Source organism: Lelliottia sp., from assembly GCF_045627565.1.
Classification (GTDB): domain Bacteria; phylum Pseudomonadota; class Gammaproteobacteria; order Enterobacterales; family Enterobacteriaceae; genus Enterobacter.
In genome coordinates this window covers 56,215-70,253 of the sequence record NZ_JAZQNX010000005.1, presented here as the reverse complement: position 1 = coordinate 70,253, position 14,039 = coordinate 56,215, and the positions used below count along the sequence as shown (strand labels likewise).

At 52.5% G+C, this 14,039-nt stretch carries 9 protein-coding genes and 7 tRNA genes; 3 read left to right on the top strand and 13 right to left on the bottom strand.

From position 1 onward, the window contains the following. Nucleotides 1–127: 127 nt before the first annotated feature. Nucleotides 128–1,552 (bottom strand): tRNA (N6-isopentenyl adenosine(37)-C2)-methylthiotransferase MiaB, encoded by a 1,425-nt coding sequence (miaB, locus tag ACKI5T_RS02830; RefSeq protein WP_012016587.1) that lies wholly within the window; start codon nucleotides 1,550–1,552, stop codon nucleotides 128–130. Nucleotides 1,553–1,688: 136 nt separating this feature from the next. Here miaB and ubiF point away from each other — a divergent pair, with 136 nt between their 5' ends. Then, the gene (gene ubiF, locus ACKI5T_RS02825; protein WP_407435374.1) at nucleotides 1,689–2,864 is read left to right on the top strand and encodes a 3-demethoxyubiquinol 3-hydroxylase; all 1,176 of its coding nucleotides are present in this window, start codon (nucleotides 1,689–1,691) and stop codon (nucleotides 2,862–2,864) included. Nucleotides 2,865–2,966: 102 nt separating this feature from the next. On the opposite strand, the gene ACKI5T_RS02820 is transcribed toward ubiF, so the two are convergent. From ACKI5T_RS02820 to nagB, 12 genes are all read right to left on the bottom strand, one after another. After that, a tRNA-Gln gene (locus tag ACKI5T_RS02820) sits at nucleotides 2,967–3,041 on the bottom strand. Nucleotides 3,042–3,078: 37 nt separating this feature from the next. Then, nucleotides 3,079–3,153: transfer RNA gene (locus tag ACKI5T_RS02815), tRNA-Gln, on the bottom strand. Between the two features lie 45 nt (nucleotides 3,154–3,198). After that, nucleotides 3,199–3,275, bottom strand: a tRNA-Met gene (locus tag ACKI5T_RS02810). Between the two features lie 16 nt (nucleotides 3,276–3,291). After that, nucleotides 3,292–3,366, bottom strand: a tRNA-Gln gene (locus ACKI5T_RS02805). A gap of 32 nt (nucleotides 3,367–3,398) precedes the next feature. Beyond that, nucleotides 3,399–3,473: transfer RNA gene (locus ACKI5T_RS02800), tRNA-Gln, on the bottom strand. Between the two features lie 22 nt (nucleotides 3,474–3,495). Beyond that, nucleotides 3,496–3,580: transfer RNA gene (locus ACKI5T_RS02795), tRNA-Leu, on the bottom strand. 9 nt (nucleotides 3,581–3,589) lie between these two features. Continuing rightward, a tRNA-Met gene (locus ACKI5T_RS02790) sits at nucleotides 3,590–3,666 on the bottom strand. Between the two features lie 223 nt (nucleotides 3,667–3,889). Further along, nucleotides 3,890–5,554, bottom strand: coding sequence for an asparagine synthase B (gene asnB / locus ACKI5T_RS02785; protein ID WP_012016589.1), 1,665 nt, complete (start codon nucleotides 5,552–5,554; stop codon nucleotides 3,890–3,892). A gap of 250 nt (nucleotides 5,555–5,804) precedes the next feature. Then, on the bottom strand, nucleotides 5,805–6,557 hold the full coding sequence (gene nagD / locus ACKI5T_RS02780) for a ribonucleotide monophosphatase NagD (protein ID WP_012016590.1): 753 nt from the start codon (nucleotides 6,555–6,557) through the stop codon (nucleotides 5,805–5,807). A gap of 47 nt (nucleotides 6,558–6,604) precedes the next feature. Next, nucleotides 6,605–7,825, bottom strand: a complete 1,221-nt coding sequence (locus ACKI5T_RS02775) for an N-acetylglucosamine repressor (RefSeq protein WP_012016591.1) — start codon at nucleotides 7,823–7,825, stop codon at nucleotides 6,605–6,607. Between the two features lie 8 nt (nucleotides 7,826–7,833). Next, entirely contained in the window at nucleotides 7,834–8,982 is a 1,149-nt protein-coding gene (gene nagA, locus ACKI5T_RS02770; RefSeq protein WP_407435371.1) for an N-acetylglucosamine-6-phosphate deacetylase, read from the bottom strand. A 58-nt stretch (nucleotides 8,983–9,040) separates the two neighbouring features. Beyond that, entirely contained in the window at nucleotides 9,041–9,841 is an 801-nt protein-coding gene (nagB, locus tag ACKI5T_RS02765) for a glucosamine-6-phosphate deaminase (protein WP_012016593.1), read from the bottom strand. Between the two features lie 324 nt (nucleotides 9,842–10,165). On the opposite strand from nagB, the gene nagE reads away from it, so the two are divergent. Next, nucleotides 10,166–12,187: an N-acetylglucosamine-specific PTS transporter subunit IIBC gene (gene nagE / locus ACKI5T_RS02760; RefSeq protein WP_407435368.1), complete on the top strand. Its 2,022-nt coding sequence runs from the start codon at nucleotides 10,166–10,168 to the stop codon at nucleotides 12,185–12,187. Between the two features lie 171 nt (nucleotides 12,188–12,358). Beyond that, nucleotides 12,359–14,026 (top strand): glutamine--tRNA ligase, encoded by a 1,668-nt coding sequence (gene glnS / locus ACKI5T_RS02755; protein WP_407435366.1) that lies wholly within the window; start codon nucleotides 12,359–12,361, stop codon nucleotides 14,024–14,026. The last annotated feature ends 13 nt before the right edge of the window (nucleotides 14,027–14,039 follow it).

The following is a 14,039-nucleotide window of genomic DNA, read 5'->3' as shown; positions in this document are numbered from 1 at the left end:
CCGGCCTACAGACGAGTCGTCATAACGAAATTATTCACGCCACAGATTAAAGGCGCAAGCTTATGCTTGCATATTGGGGACGCAGAAGGGAATTACAAGGCCTGCCAGACGGGCAGGCCTGAACGCATCACGGCTGATAAACCACCGCGCCTGAATCATTTTCTTTGCGCGTACGGGCAATGACGGAGGCAGGCGTTTCCGCCACGCGCAGTCCCATCTGATCTTCTGTACGGACCACTTTGCCACGCATGGAGTTGGTGAGCACTTCCAGAATTTCAATGTCGACAAACTTGCCGATCATGTCCGGTGTACCTTCAAAGTTAACCACGCGGTTGTTCTCGGTGCGGCCTGAAAGCTGCATGACGCTTTTGCGCGACGTACCTTCCACCAGAATACGTTGGGTCGTGCCAAGCATGCGACGACTCCAGGCCGTAACCTGCTGGTTAATGCGCTCCTGCAAAATGTACAAGCGCTGTTTCTTCTCTTCTTCCGGCACATCGTCAACCATATCGGCAGCAGGTGTTCCCGGACGCGCGGAGAAGATAAAGCTAAAGCTGACGTCGAAATTGATTTCCCCGATAAGCTTCATGGTGCGCTCAAAATCATCGGTCGTTTCGCCAGGGAAGCCGACGATAAAATCGGAGCTTATCTGAATATCCGGGCGCGCTTCACGCAGTTTACGGATGATAGCTTTATACTCCAGCACGGTATGGGTGCGACCCATCAGGTTCAGCACGCGGTCAGACCCGCACTGGACCGGAAGGTGCAAGAAACTTACCAGCTCTGGGGTATCGCGATAAACGTCGATGATGTCATCCGTGAATTCGATCGGATGGCTGGTGGTAAAGCGCACGCGATCGATACCGTCGATAGCGGCAACCAGACGCAGCAGTTCGGCAAAAGTACCGATGCTGCCATCGTAGTTTTCGCCGCGCCAGGCGTTAACGTTCTGTCCTAGCAGGTTAACTTCACGTACGCCTTGCGCCGCAAGCTGGGCGACTTCAAACAGGATGTCATCGCACGGACGGCTGACTTCTTCGCCGCGGGTGTACGGTACCACGCAGTAGGTGCAGTATTTATTGCAGCCTTCCATGATAGAGACGAACGCGCTCGGCCCGTCGGCACGGGGCTCAGGCAGGCGGTCGAATTTTTCGATTTCCGGGAAGCTGACATCGACAACCGGGCTGCGGTCGCCGCGCACCGAGTTGATCATTTCCGGCAGGCGATGCAAGGTTTGCGGGCCAAATACGATATCAACATAAGGGGAGCGGGTGCGAATCAGTTTGCCTTCTTGGGATGCCACGCAACCGCCGACACCGATGATCAGATCCGGATTTTTCTTTTTGAGAAGTTTCCAGCGGCCTAACAGATGGAAGACTTTTTCCTGCGCTTTTTCACGAATTGAGCAGGTGTTAAGCAGCAGCACATCGGCTTCTTCTGCGAGTTCGGTCAGTTCATACCCGTGGGTCGCATTCAGCAGATCGGCCATCTTCGATGAATCGTATTCGTTCATCTGACAGCCCCAGGTTTTTATATGGAGTTTTTTAGTCATCGACTTGCTCAGGCTCAGGATTGCAAGCCGCGTATTGTAATGCTTTGGTGGGGTTGTGACCAGTATGAAGGTTGGCAGCCGCAAGGGCGTAAAAATCCGGTAAACTGAAGGGATTCTCTTAAAAGGATTATTGACCATGACACTCCAACAAACCGAAATCGCCGTCGTCGGCGGCGGGATGGTCGGCGGCGCACTGGCGCTCGGGCTGGCACAGCAGGGATTTCAGGTAACGGTCATCGAACAGGCCGCGCCACCTGCGTTTGATAATACGCAGCAACCCGATGTGCGCATCTCCGCGATCAGTGCGGCATCGGTGGATCTTCTGCGTGGGCTAGGGATATGGGATGCAATTCTGGCGATGCGCGCCCATCCGTATCGTCGTCTCGAAACCTGGGAGTGGGAAAATGCCCATGTCACGTTTGACGCTTCCGATCTGAAGTTACCGTTGCTGGGTTACATGGTGGAAAATAATGTTCTGCAACTGGCGCTCTGGCAGGCGCTCGAGGCGCATCCCAGCGTGACGTTGCGCGTCCCGGCTTCGCTGAAAGCACTTCATCATCACGACGGTGGGTATTTGCTTGAACTGGACAACGGCGATGAGCTGGCGGTGAAGCTGGTCGTTGGGGCGGACGGCGCGAATTCGCAGGTTCGTCAGATGGCGGGGATTGGTATTCATGCCTGGCAGTATCAGCAGTCTTGTATGCTGATTACGGTTAAATGCGAGAACGATCCAGGTGACAGCACCTGGCAGCATTTTACGCCAAACGGTCCGCATGCCTTTTTGCCGCTTTTTGAACACTGGGCGTCGCTGGTGTGGTACGACACGCCTGCGCGAATTCGTCAGCTTCAGGGGCTGTCGATGGAGCAGTTACAGCGCGAAATCGAGCATCACTTCCCGGCACGGCTCGGTAAGGTGACTCCGGTTGCGGCGGGCGGTTTCCCGTTAACGCGTCGGCATGCGCTGCAATATGCCCAGGAAGGGCTGGCGCTGGTGGGCGATGCGGCCCATACCATTCATCCGCTTGCAGGGCAGGGCGTGAATCTCGGTTATCGTGATGTCGAGGCTTTGCTGGATGTATTACACAGTGCGCGAGGACACGCAGAGCCCTGGGCGAGTGCTGCGGTGCTTAAGCGCTACCAGACGCGGCGTATGGCGGATAATTTCCTGATGCAGTCGGGGATGGATCTGTTTTACGCGGGATTCAGCAACGATTTAGGACCAGTACGTATTCTGCGTAATATAGGCTTAATGGCAGCGGAACGTGCCGGTGGTCTTAAGCGTCAGGCTTTGAAGTACGCCCTGGGTCTTTAATCTTTGTACCGACAATCCCCTCATCCCTTCGGGGAGAGGGCTTGGCGCTGACGATACGACAAAAACAAAAAAGCCCGCAGAGCGGGCTTTTTTGTAACTTATTGGCTGGGGTGCAGGGATTCGAACCCCGGAATGCTGGTATCAGAAACCAGTGCCTTACCGCTTGGCGACACCCCAATTGCGTTAAACAAAAGGGTCAACGACTTTTTAAAATTGGCTGGGGTACGAGGATTCGAACCTCGGAATGCTGGTATCAGAAACCAGAGCCTTACCGCTTGGCGATACCCCAACAATTTTTTCTGGGTGACCGAAGTAAATCGATACGTCCCTAATTTGGTGGCTACGACGGGATTCGAACCTGTGACCCCATCATTATGAGTGATGTGCTCTAACCAACTGAGCTACGTAGCCAAACTGCATTCTTCGATGGCTGGGGTACCTGGATTCGAACCAGGGAATGCCGGTATCAAAAACCGGTGCCTTACCGCTTGGCGATACCCCAATAACCACGGAGAACCGCAAATCGAAGAAAAATGGCTGGGGTACCTGGATTCGAACCAGGGAATGCCGGTATCAAAAACCGGTGCCTTACCGCTTGGCGATACCCCATCCGTGCAACGCTAACTGAGAATGGTGCGGGAGGCGAGACTTGAACTCGCACACCTTGCGGCGCCAGAACCTAAATCTGGTGCGTCTACCAATTTCGCCACTCCCGCAAAAAAAGATGGTGGCTACGACGGGATTCGAACCTGTGACCCCATCATTATGAGTGATGTGCTCTAACCAACTGAGCTACGTAGCCATCTTTTTTCACGCTACCTTATCGGCGTTGCGGGGCGCATTATGCGTATAGACCCTTGCAGCGTCAACACCTTTTTCAACGAAAATGGCCAGAATGTGAGTGTTTGGTTAGGTTGCGAACAGCGTGACCGAATATTCGGCAATTATTGGTTATTAATCGATTTTATTTAACGAAACACGAGCAATAAAAAAGGCCCCGAAGGGCCTGTTGTCAATCATTTGGATCATTTGTAAGCAGACTGGTGCACGCCTACAGCTCGACCTGATGGATCGTTCATGGATTTGAACGATTCGTCCCATTCGATGGCTTTTGCAGAAGAGCAGGCCACAGACGGACCGCCTGGCACGCATTCTGCTGCACTTGGCACCGGGAACAGTTCTTCGAAAATCTCACGGTACAAATAAGCTTCTTTTGAGCCTGGCGTGTTATACGGGAAGCGGAAGCTCGCGGTTTCCAGTTGCTTATCTGAAACCTGCTTCGCCGCCACCTCTTTCAGGGTGTCGATCCAGCTGTAACCCACGCCGTCTGAGAACTGCTCTTTCTGACGCCATGCAACGCTTGCTGGCAAATAGGATTCAAAACATTCGCGCAGAACGTGCTTTTCCATTTTTCCGTTGCCACACATTTTATCCTGCGGGTTGATCCGCATCGCCACGTCGAGGAAATTCTTGTCCAGGAACGGTACACGGGCTTCCACTCCCCATGCGGACATCGCTTTGTTGGCGCGAGCGCAGTCAAACATATGCAATGCCTGCAGTTTGCGCACGGTTTCTTCATGCAGTTCTTTAGCATTTGGCGCTTTATGGAAGTACAAGTAACCGCCAAACACTTCGTCAGAACCTTCGCCTGACAGGACCATTTTAATGCCCATCGCTTTGATTTTACGGGACATCAAATACATCGGCGTTGAGGCGCGAATGGTTGTCACATCATAGGTTTCAATGTGATAAATCACGTCGCGAATCGCATCCAGGCCTTCCTGCACGGTGAAGTGGATTTCATGGTGCACGGTGCCCAAATGGTTGGCGACTTCCTGCGCGGCTTTCAGATCCGGCGCACCTTCAAGGCCAACGGCAAAAGAGTGCAGCTGTGGCCACCAGGCTTCAGAGCGTTCTTGATCTTCAACGCGACGCGCTGCAAATTTTTTTGTGATTGCCGAGATAACGGAAGAATCCAGACCGCCAGACAGCAGCACGCCGTAAGGAACGTCTGACATCAAATGGCTTTTCACTGCATCTTCCAGCGCTTGCGCCAGCTCGGCTTTGTCGGTCACGTTGTCCTTAACGGCATCGTAATCGAACCAGTCACGCTGGTAGTAAGAGCGGATTTCACCGTCTTTACTCCACAGGAAACTGCCCGCCGGGAATTCTTTGATGGTGCGGCAAACCGGCACCAGGGCTTTCATTTCGGAGGCAACATAGAAGTTGCCGTGTTCGTCGTGGCCCATATACAGCGGGATAATACCGATATGGTCACGGGCAATCAGGTAGGCGTCTTTTTCGCTGTCGTACAATGCGAAGGCGAACATCCCCTGTAAATCGTCGAGGAATTCCGGTCCTTTTTCCTGGTACAACGCCAGAATAACTTCACAGTCGGAACCGGTCTGGAATGCGTAGCGATCGCCATATTCTGCACGCAGCGCCTGATGGTTATAGATTTCACCGTTAACAGCCAGCGCGTGCGTTTTTTTATCGTTATACAGTGGCTGTGCGCCTGCGTTGACGTCAACAATTGACAAACGTTCGTGAGCCAGAATCGCTTTATCGCTGGCATAAACGCCGGACCAGTCCGGACCGCGATGGCGCATCAGGCGAGACAACTCAAGTGCCTTTTTACGCAGTTCGACTGCATCAGTTTTAATATCCAGTACGCCAAAAATTGAACACATAACCTTCTCCGTTAACCCTGTTGCATTGTGATGTTGCTTGCTTATGAAAATGCCGCAAAAAGGGGGGCGCGCGCAAGGCTTTTGCTGAGTAAAACGTAAAAAGTGCAATAGTGATTGCTGAATGTTGAAAAACGAACACTTAGCAGGTGGTTTTATTGATGATAATTCAGTTTTGGAGGGTTTTTGTTAGATGGGGTTGCGTTTGGGAGCCTTAAAAATGAAAAACCACGCTCTGAGGCGTGGTTTATTTTCAGATAACGTCAATTTCTTCGACGGAAGGGTAGATCCAACTTGGCCGGAACGGCATGGCGTCAATGTCATCTATGGTCGACACACCGGAAAGCACGAGGATGGTTTCAAGTCCGGCCTGGAATCCAGCCAGAATATCGGTGCGAAGGTTATCACCCACGATCACCGTGTGCTCGGAATGGGCCTGCATTTTGTTCAGCGCCGCGCGGATAATCCACGGGCTAGGCTTCCCGACAACGAAAGGCTTGCGTCCTGAAATTTTCTCGATACCCGCGCAGAGTGCGCCACAGGCGGGGTAAAAACCGCGGCCATGGGTATCTGGATTGGTAGCGATAAAACGCGCGCCGTTGGCGACAAAGTAAGACGCTTTATGCATCATTTCCCAGTTATACGAACGTGTTTCACCCACAATCACAAAATCTGGATTCACATCAGTGATGGTAAATCCCGCTTTATACAGTTCGTGGATTAATGCGCCTTCACCCACGACGTAGGCTTTTTTGCCTTCCTGACGTTTCAGAAAGTCAGCGGTAGCCATCGCTGAGGTATAGAACACGCTGTCCGGCACATTCACACCCGCGGTGGCAAAGCGGTTTGCCAGATCCTGCCCAGTTTGTGACGGATAATTCGTGAGCAGTACCAGCGGCATCCCTTTTTCCATGATGCGGTTCAGAAACTCAGCTGCACCGGGCACAGCAACGTTATCGTGCATCAGCACGCCGTCAATATCACAAATCACATTCTGAATGGTCATGGACTACCTGGCATCTCGAAAAAAGAAGGGGTCACTATAAAGGGTGCTTAGCTTTCCAGCAAACGCTGGAGCAGCAGACCGTTAAGCATCGCGCGTTTGACCAGCGCAAACGCGCCAATCGCCGAGCGGTGATCGAGCGTTGAGCGCACGACGGGTAAATTCTGGCGAAAGGCTTTCAGCGCCTGAGCATTAATGCAGCCTTCAATCGCCGGAAGCAGGACTTTTTCTGCTTCTGTAATTTCGCCTGCGATCACCACTTTTTGGGGGTTAAACAGGTTGATGGCGATAGCAATGGTTTTACCCAAATGGCGGCCCACCTGTTCTATAACTTCACATGCCAGCGCATCGCCCTTGTTGGCGGCTTTGCAAATGGTATGGATCTTACAATCTTCGAGCGTGATACGGCTCTGGTAACCCTGTTCAAGTAAATGACGGACGCGGTGTTCAATAGCCGCGTTAGCCGCCACCGTTTCCAGACAGCCGAAATTGCCGCAATGGCAGCGCTCACCGAGCGGATCGACCTGGATATGACCAATCTCACCGACGTTGCCGTTACGGCCAATGAAAATGCGCCCATTAGAGATAATTCCCGCGCCGGTTCCCCGATGTACCCGCACCAGAATGGAATCTTCACAGTCCTGACTCGCACCAAAATAGTGCTCAGCCAGCGCCAGACTGCGGATGTCATGGCCGACGTAACAGGTGACGTTGAAACGTTTTTCGAGCGCGCCCACCAGACCCCAGTTTTCAACCTGAATGTGCGGCATATAGCGAATCACGCCGGTTTCCGGATCCACGAGGCCCGGCAGAATGACAGAGATAGCGATCAGCTCGCGGATTTTGCGCTGACTGTTTTCAATAAATTGTGCGATAGTATTGAGCAGTGCATGCTCAAGCGTTTCCTGAGTGCGTTCTGGAAGCGGATAGTGCTCTTCAGCAATCACTTTGCTACTCAAATCGTACAGAGTCAGCGTGGTGTCGTGACGGCCCAGGCGCACGCCGATGGCGTGGAAATTGCGGGTTTCGGTAATAATAGAGATGGCGCGTCGGCCTCCGGTGGAGGCCTGCTGATCGACTTCTTTGATCAATCCGCGCTCAATAAGCTGACGGGTGATTTTTGTCACGCTGGCGGGAGCAAGCTGGCTTTGTTCAGCAATCTGTATGCGCGAGATTGGACCGTGCTGGTCAATCAGGCGATAAACTGCCGCACTGTTAAGTTGTTTAACGAGGTCAACGTTACCGATTTGAGCTTGTCCGCCAGATGTCATACTTTTACTTACTCAGTGACGACCTCGTTACCATTAACGATGGTCTTAGTAATTTTATAATCGTGCGTGAAGGCGGTCAGGTTGGCAACCATGCCCGGCGCAATGCCGCCCAGCTTTTTGTCTACACCGATAGCGCGAGCCGGATAGAGCGTTGCCATACGCAGTACTTCGTCCAGTGCAATGCCGCAATGTTCAACCAGGTTGCGTACCCCTTCGATCATTGTCAGCGCAGAGCCGCTCAGCGTACCGTTCTCATCCACACACAATCCATTACGGTAGTATATTGTTTTACCAGCAAAAATGAACTGTTCAATGTTTGCCCCTGCTGGCGCGGTCGCGTCAGTCACCAGGCACAGCTTATCGCCCTTAAGGCGTTTGGCATTGCGGATATTGGTGTAATCCACGTGTAGACCGTCGGCGATAATGCCGCAGTACACGTCCGGCTCATCCAGAATCGCGCCTACCAGGCCTGGTTCGCGGCCCGTAATATACGGCATCGCGTTGTACAGATGGGTGGCAAAGGTAATCCCTGCGCGGAAGCCAGTTTTGGCCTCTTTCAGCGTGGCATTTGAGTGTCCTGCCGATACCACAATGCCTGCCGCCGCCAGTTTGCTGATCACGTCGGGGCCGGTCATTTCGGGGGCGAGTGTCACTTTGGTGATCACATCTGCGTTCGCGCACATGAAATCGACCAGCTCGGCATCGGGTTTACGCACGAAGCTCGGGTTGTGCGTTCCTTTTTTGACGATGTTCAGCCACGGTCCTTCCAGATGCAGGCCCAATGCCTGATTCGGATGTTTTGCCAGGTATTCACGCATCACGCGGATACCTTGTTTCATCAGATCATCGCTGGTGGTGATAAGCGTCGGCAGATAGCTGGTGCAGCCCGATTTCTCATTGGCGTGTTGCATGATCTCCAGCGTGTCGACCGTAACGGCCTCCGAGGTATCATTAAACTGCACGCCGCCGCAGCCGTTGAGCTGAACGTCAATAAAACCGGGGGAGAGTATTGCTCCATTGAGTGAGCGCTGTTCGATCCCTGGCGGTAAGGCAGCCAGTGGGCAGACACGTTCAATCAGGCCATTAGCGATAACAATCGCATGGTCATCCAGAATTTCATGGCCGGTATAAATCCGACCGTGGGTTAAAGCGTACATAACGACCCCCGGTTAAAAAATGCGACCGTCTCTATATTATGAAGAGACGGTAATTCAATTACAGACCTTTGATGTTTTCAGCTTCTAACTCGTTGAAGTATTTCAGCGTTTTCACTTTCAGTTCCATCGTGGATGGCTCATCGCACACGACGACGGCTTTAGGATGCAGCTGCAGGCAGCTGATGGTCCACATGTGATTCACGTTGCCTTCGACGGCAGCCTGAAGCGCTTGTGCCTTCACGTTGCCCAGCACCAGAATCATCACTTCTTCCGCATCCAGCAGCGTACCCACGCCGACAGTCAGTGCATATTTAGGCACTTGACTAACATCGCCGTCGAAGAAGCGAGAGTTTGCCACGCGAGTGTCATGCGTCAGCGTTTTAATACGGGTGCGAGATGCCAGAGACGACGCAGGTTCGTTAAACGCAATGTGCCCGTCGTTGCCTACGCCACCCATAAACAGGTTAATTTTGCCGTATGAGCGGATTTTTTCTTCGTACTGACGGCATTCTGCGTCAATATCAGGCGCGTTCCCATTAAGCAGGTTAATATTTTCAGCTGGGATATCAACATGATCAAAGAAATTACGGTGCATGAAGCTGTGATAGCTTTCCGGATGTTCTTTCGCCAGGCCGACATATTCGTCCATATTGAAAGTCACCACATGTTTGAAGCTAACCTGGCCCGCTTTATGCATTTCGACTAATGCTTTATACGCCGTCAGCGGAGTGCCGCCGGTTGGAAGACCCAGAACGAAAGGACGATCGGCAGTCGGTTTAAACGCATTGATGCGGTTAACGATATGGCGAGCGGCCCATTTACCGACTTGTTCAGCTGTTGCCAGGGGAATCAGTCTCATTGTTCACCTCTAAGTTAAAGTAAAAAAGTGGGCGGATGGCGCACCTGGAGCTTTAATAAGCGTAACCTGGATAACGTCAAGCAGGGGCAATCCGTCTTGATTTTTTGAATGATAAAATAAGTTTTGCCTGTTAGCCAGTGGAAGGGAGGGTTAATAACGATATTTGGTGACAAAACTCACAAAAAGTACGCATTTAATTTGCGATACGAATTAATTTTTCACACACTCAGAATGCCAGTGATTCATCAACTGTATAGATAAGTTAGTGACACAATAAAAAACAGCTGAGAACGTGCCTTAAACGGGGTCTCAAGGGGGAAGAAAGTGAGTATTCTAGGTTATTTACAAAAGGTTGGCCGCGCACTGATGGTGCCGGTTGCCACGCTGCCAGCGGCAGCAATTCTGATGGGTGTTGGTTACTGGATTGACCCGGTTAGCTGGGGGGGAGACAACGCATTAGCGGCGCTCTTCATTAAATCGGGTGCCGCCATCATCGACAACATGTCCGTTTTGTTTGCGATTGGTGTCGCGTACGGCATGTCCAAAGATAAAGACGGTGCTGCGGCGCTGACCGGTTTTGTGGGCTTCCTCGTGTTGACCACACTTTGCTCACCAGCAGCGGTGGCGATGATCCAGAAGATCCCAGCAGACCAGGTGCCTGCTGCGTTCAGTAAGATCAGCAACCAGTTCGTGGGTATTCTGGTGGGTATTATCTCCGCAGAACTGTACAACCGCTTCAGCAGCGTAGAGTTGCCAAAAGCGCTCTCCTTCTTCAGCGGCCGTCGTCTGGTGCCGATTCTGACCTCTTTCGTGATGATTTTTGTTGCTTTCATCATGATGTACATCTGGCCGCTGATCTTTGACGGTCTGGTGAACTTTGGTGAACACATCCAGAAACTGGGTTCTGCCGGTGCGGGCGTGTATGCGTTCTTCAACCGTTTGCTGATTCCAGTCGGTCTGCATCACGCGCTGAACTCCGTATTCTGGTTTGACGTCGCGGGTATTAACGATATCCCTAACTTCCTGGGTGGCGCACAGTCCATCGAATCAGGTAAAGCGGTCGTCGGTATTACGGGTCGTTACCAGGCGGGCTTCTTCCCGATCATGATGTTCGGTCTGCCGGGTGCGGCGCTGGCCATCTACCACTGCGCGCGTCCAGAGAATAAAGCGAAAGTTCTGGGTATCATGATGGCGGGTGCATTTGCAGCCTTCTTCACCGGTATCACCGAGCCGCTGGAATTCTCCTTCATGTTCGTTGCGCCGGTGTTGTACTTCATCCACGCCGTGCTGACCGGTATCTCTGTGTTCATCGCCGCGTCGATGCACTGGATTGCAGGTTTCGGCTTCAGTGCGGGTCTGGTGGATATGGTGCTGTCCTCCCGTAACCCGTTGGCGACACACTGGTGGATGCTGATCCCGCAGGGCCTGGTGTTCTTCGCGATCTACTACGTGGTGTTCCGCTTCACGATCACTAAATTCAACCTGATGACTCCGGGTCGTGAACTGGCTGTTGCCGGTAGCGAGGCGGATGGTCAGGACGTGAATGTGAGCGCTAACGCAGACCAGGACGTAGACGGTCTGGCGCGTCAGTACATCGCCGCTGTGGGCGGTTCTGATAACCTGACGGGTATTGATGCATGCATCACTCGTCTGCGTCTGAACGTGAAAGACTCTTCTCTGGTTAACGAAGCGCTGGCAAAACGCCTGGGTGCGTCAGGTGTGATTCGTCTGAACAAAACCAGCGTGCAGATTATTGTGGGCTTCGTTGCAGAAAAAATCGCTAACGCAATGAAAACCACCGGTCCGGTAGCCGCATCAGAATCCGCTTCTGCTCCGGTTGCAGCGCCAACCGCCGCAAAACCACAGGCGGTGCCTAACGCAACAACTATTGCAGCGTTGGTTTCGCCAGTGACCGGCGAAGTCGTCGCGATTGAACAGGTTCCTGACGAAGCCTTTGCCAGCAAAGCGGTGGGTGACGGTGTGGCAGTGGTACCAACGGAAAAACTCGTGGTATCACCGGCAGCCGGCACTATCGTTAAAATCTTCAACACCAACCATGCGTTCTGCCTGGAAACCGAAAAGGGTGCCGAAATCGTTGTCCACATGGGCATTGATACGGTCACTCTGGGGGGTAAAGGCTTTACGCGTCTGGTTGAAGAGGGCGCAGAAGTGGTTGCGGGTGAACCGATTCTGGAAATGGATCTGGACTATCTGAACGCCCATGCGCGCTCGATGATAAGCCCGGTTGTCTGTAGCAATATCGACGACTTTAGCGGCCTGGTCATTCAGGCAAAAGGTCAGGTTATTGCAGGCCAGACCCCGCTGTATGAAATTAAAGGCAAGTAATCGCTCCTGAGTAGAGTTCATGCCTTAAGCGGCGGGGGTTATCCTCCGCCGCTTTTTTTTGCATCAATCGCCCCCATTATTTTCCTCCTGGACGTATTAAGGGTTGTCACTACGTCCGGCTTATAAGATCATACGCCGCTATACGTTATTTACGCCTTTGAGGAATCCACGATGAGTGAGGCTGAAGCCCGCCCGAGTAACTTTATTCGTCAGATCATCGATGAAGATCTGGCCAGTGGTAAGCACACCACAGTGCATACCCGTTTTCCGCCGGAGCCTAATGGCTACCTGCACATTGGCCATGCGAAATCCATCTGCCTGAACTTTGGCATTGCGCAAGACTATCAGGGTCAATGCAACCTGCGTTTCGATGACACCAACCCAGTAAAAGAAGACATCGAATACGTTGAGTCCATTAAGAATGATGTGCAGTGGTTAGGATTCAACTGGTCGGGCGACATTTGCTACTCTTCAGACTATTTTGATCAGCTCTTTGCCTATGCGGTGGAGCTGATCAACAAAGGTCTGGCCTACGTTGACGAACTGTCTGCTGACGAAATCCGTGAATATCGCGGTTCTCTGACCGCGCCGGGCAAAAACAGCCCATACCGCGATCGTAGCGTCGAAGAAAACCTTGCACTGTTCGAAAAAATGCGTGCGGGTGGCTTCGAAGAAGGTAAAGCGTGTCTGCGTGCCAAAATCGACATGGCATCGCCCTTTATCGTGATGCGCGATCCGGTTCTGTACCGTATTAAATTTGCCGAGCACCATCAGACCGGCAACAAGTGGTGCATCTACCCGATGTACGACTTCACCCATTGCATCAGCGATGCGCTGGAAGGCATTACGCACTCTCTGTGTACGCTGGAATTCCAGGACAACCGTCGTCTGTATGACTGGGTGCTGGATAACATCACCATTCCTGTGCATCCGCGTCAGTACGAGTTCTCTCGTCTGAATCTGGAATACACCGTGATGTCCAAGCGTAAGCTGAACCTGCTGGTGACGGATAAGCACGTTGAAGGCTGGGATGATCCGCGTATGCCGACCATTTCCGGTCTGCGTCGCCGTGGTTACAGCGCCTCATCGATCCGCGAATTCATCAAGCGTATCGGCGTGACTAAGCAAGACAACACCATTGAAATGGCGTCGCTGGAATCCTGTATTCGCGAAGATTTGAACGAAAACGCGCCACGCGCAATGGCCGTTATCGATCCGGTTAAACTGGTTATCGAAAACTATCCGCAGGGCGAAAGCGAGCTGGTGACGATGCCTAACCATCCGAGCAAACCGGAAATGGGCAGCCGCGAAGTGCCATTCAGTGCTGAAATCTGGATCGATCGCGCCGATTTCCGCGAAGAAGCCAACAAGCAGTACAAACGTCTGGTGATGGGCAAAGAAGTGCGCCTGCGCAATGCCTACGTGATCAAAGCTGAGCGCGTAGAAAAGGACGCAGAAGGCAATATCACGACGATTTTCTGCAGCTATGATGCGGAAACACTCAGCAAAGATCCGGCTGATGGCCGTAAAGTGAAAGGCGTTATTCACTGGGTCAGTGCTGCGCATGCGCTGCCGGTTGAAATTCGTCTTTACGATCGTCTGTTCAGCGTGCCAAATCCGGGCGCTGCGGAAGATTTCCTGGCGACGATCAATCCGGAATCACTGCTGATCAAACACGGCTACGCTGAGCCGTCGCTGAAAAATGCCGAAACCGGCAAGGCTTACCAGTTTGAGCGTGAAGGGTATTTCTGTCTCGACAGTCGTTATGCAACCGCTACCAAACTGGTCTTCAACCGTACAGTAGGTCTGCGTGACACGTGGGCCAAAGCTGGCGAGTAATCCAGGTCAATGA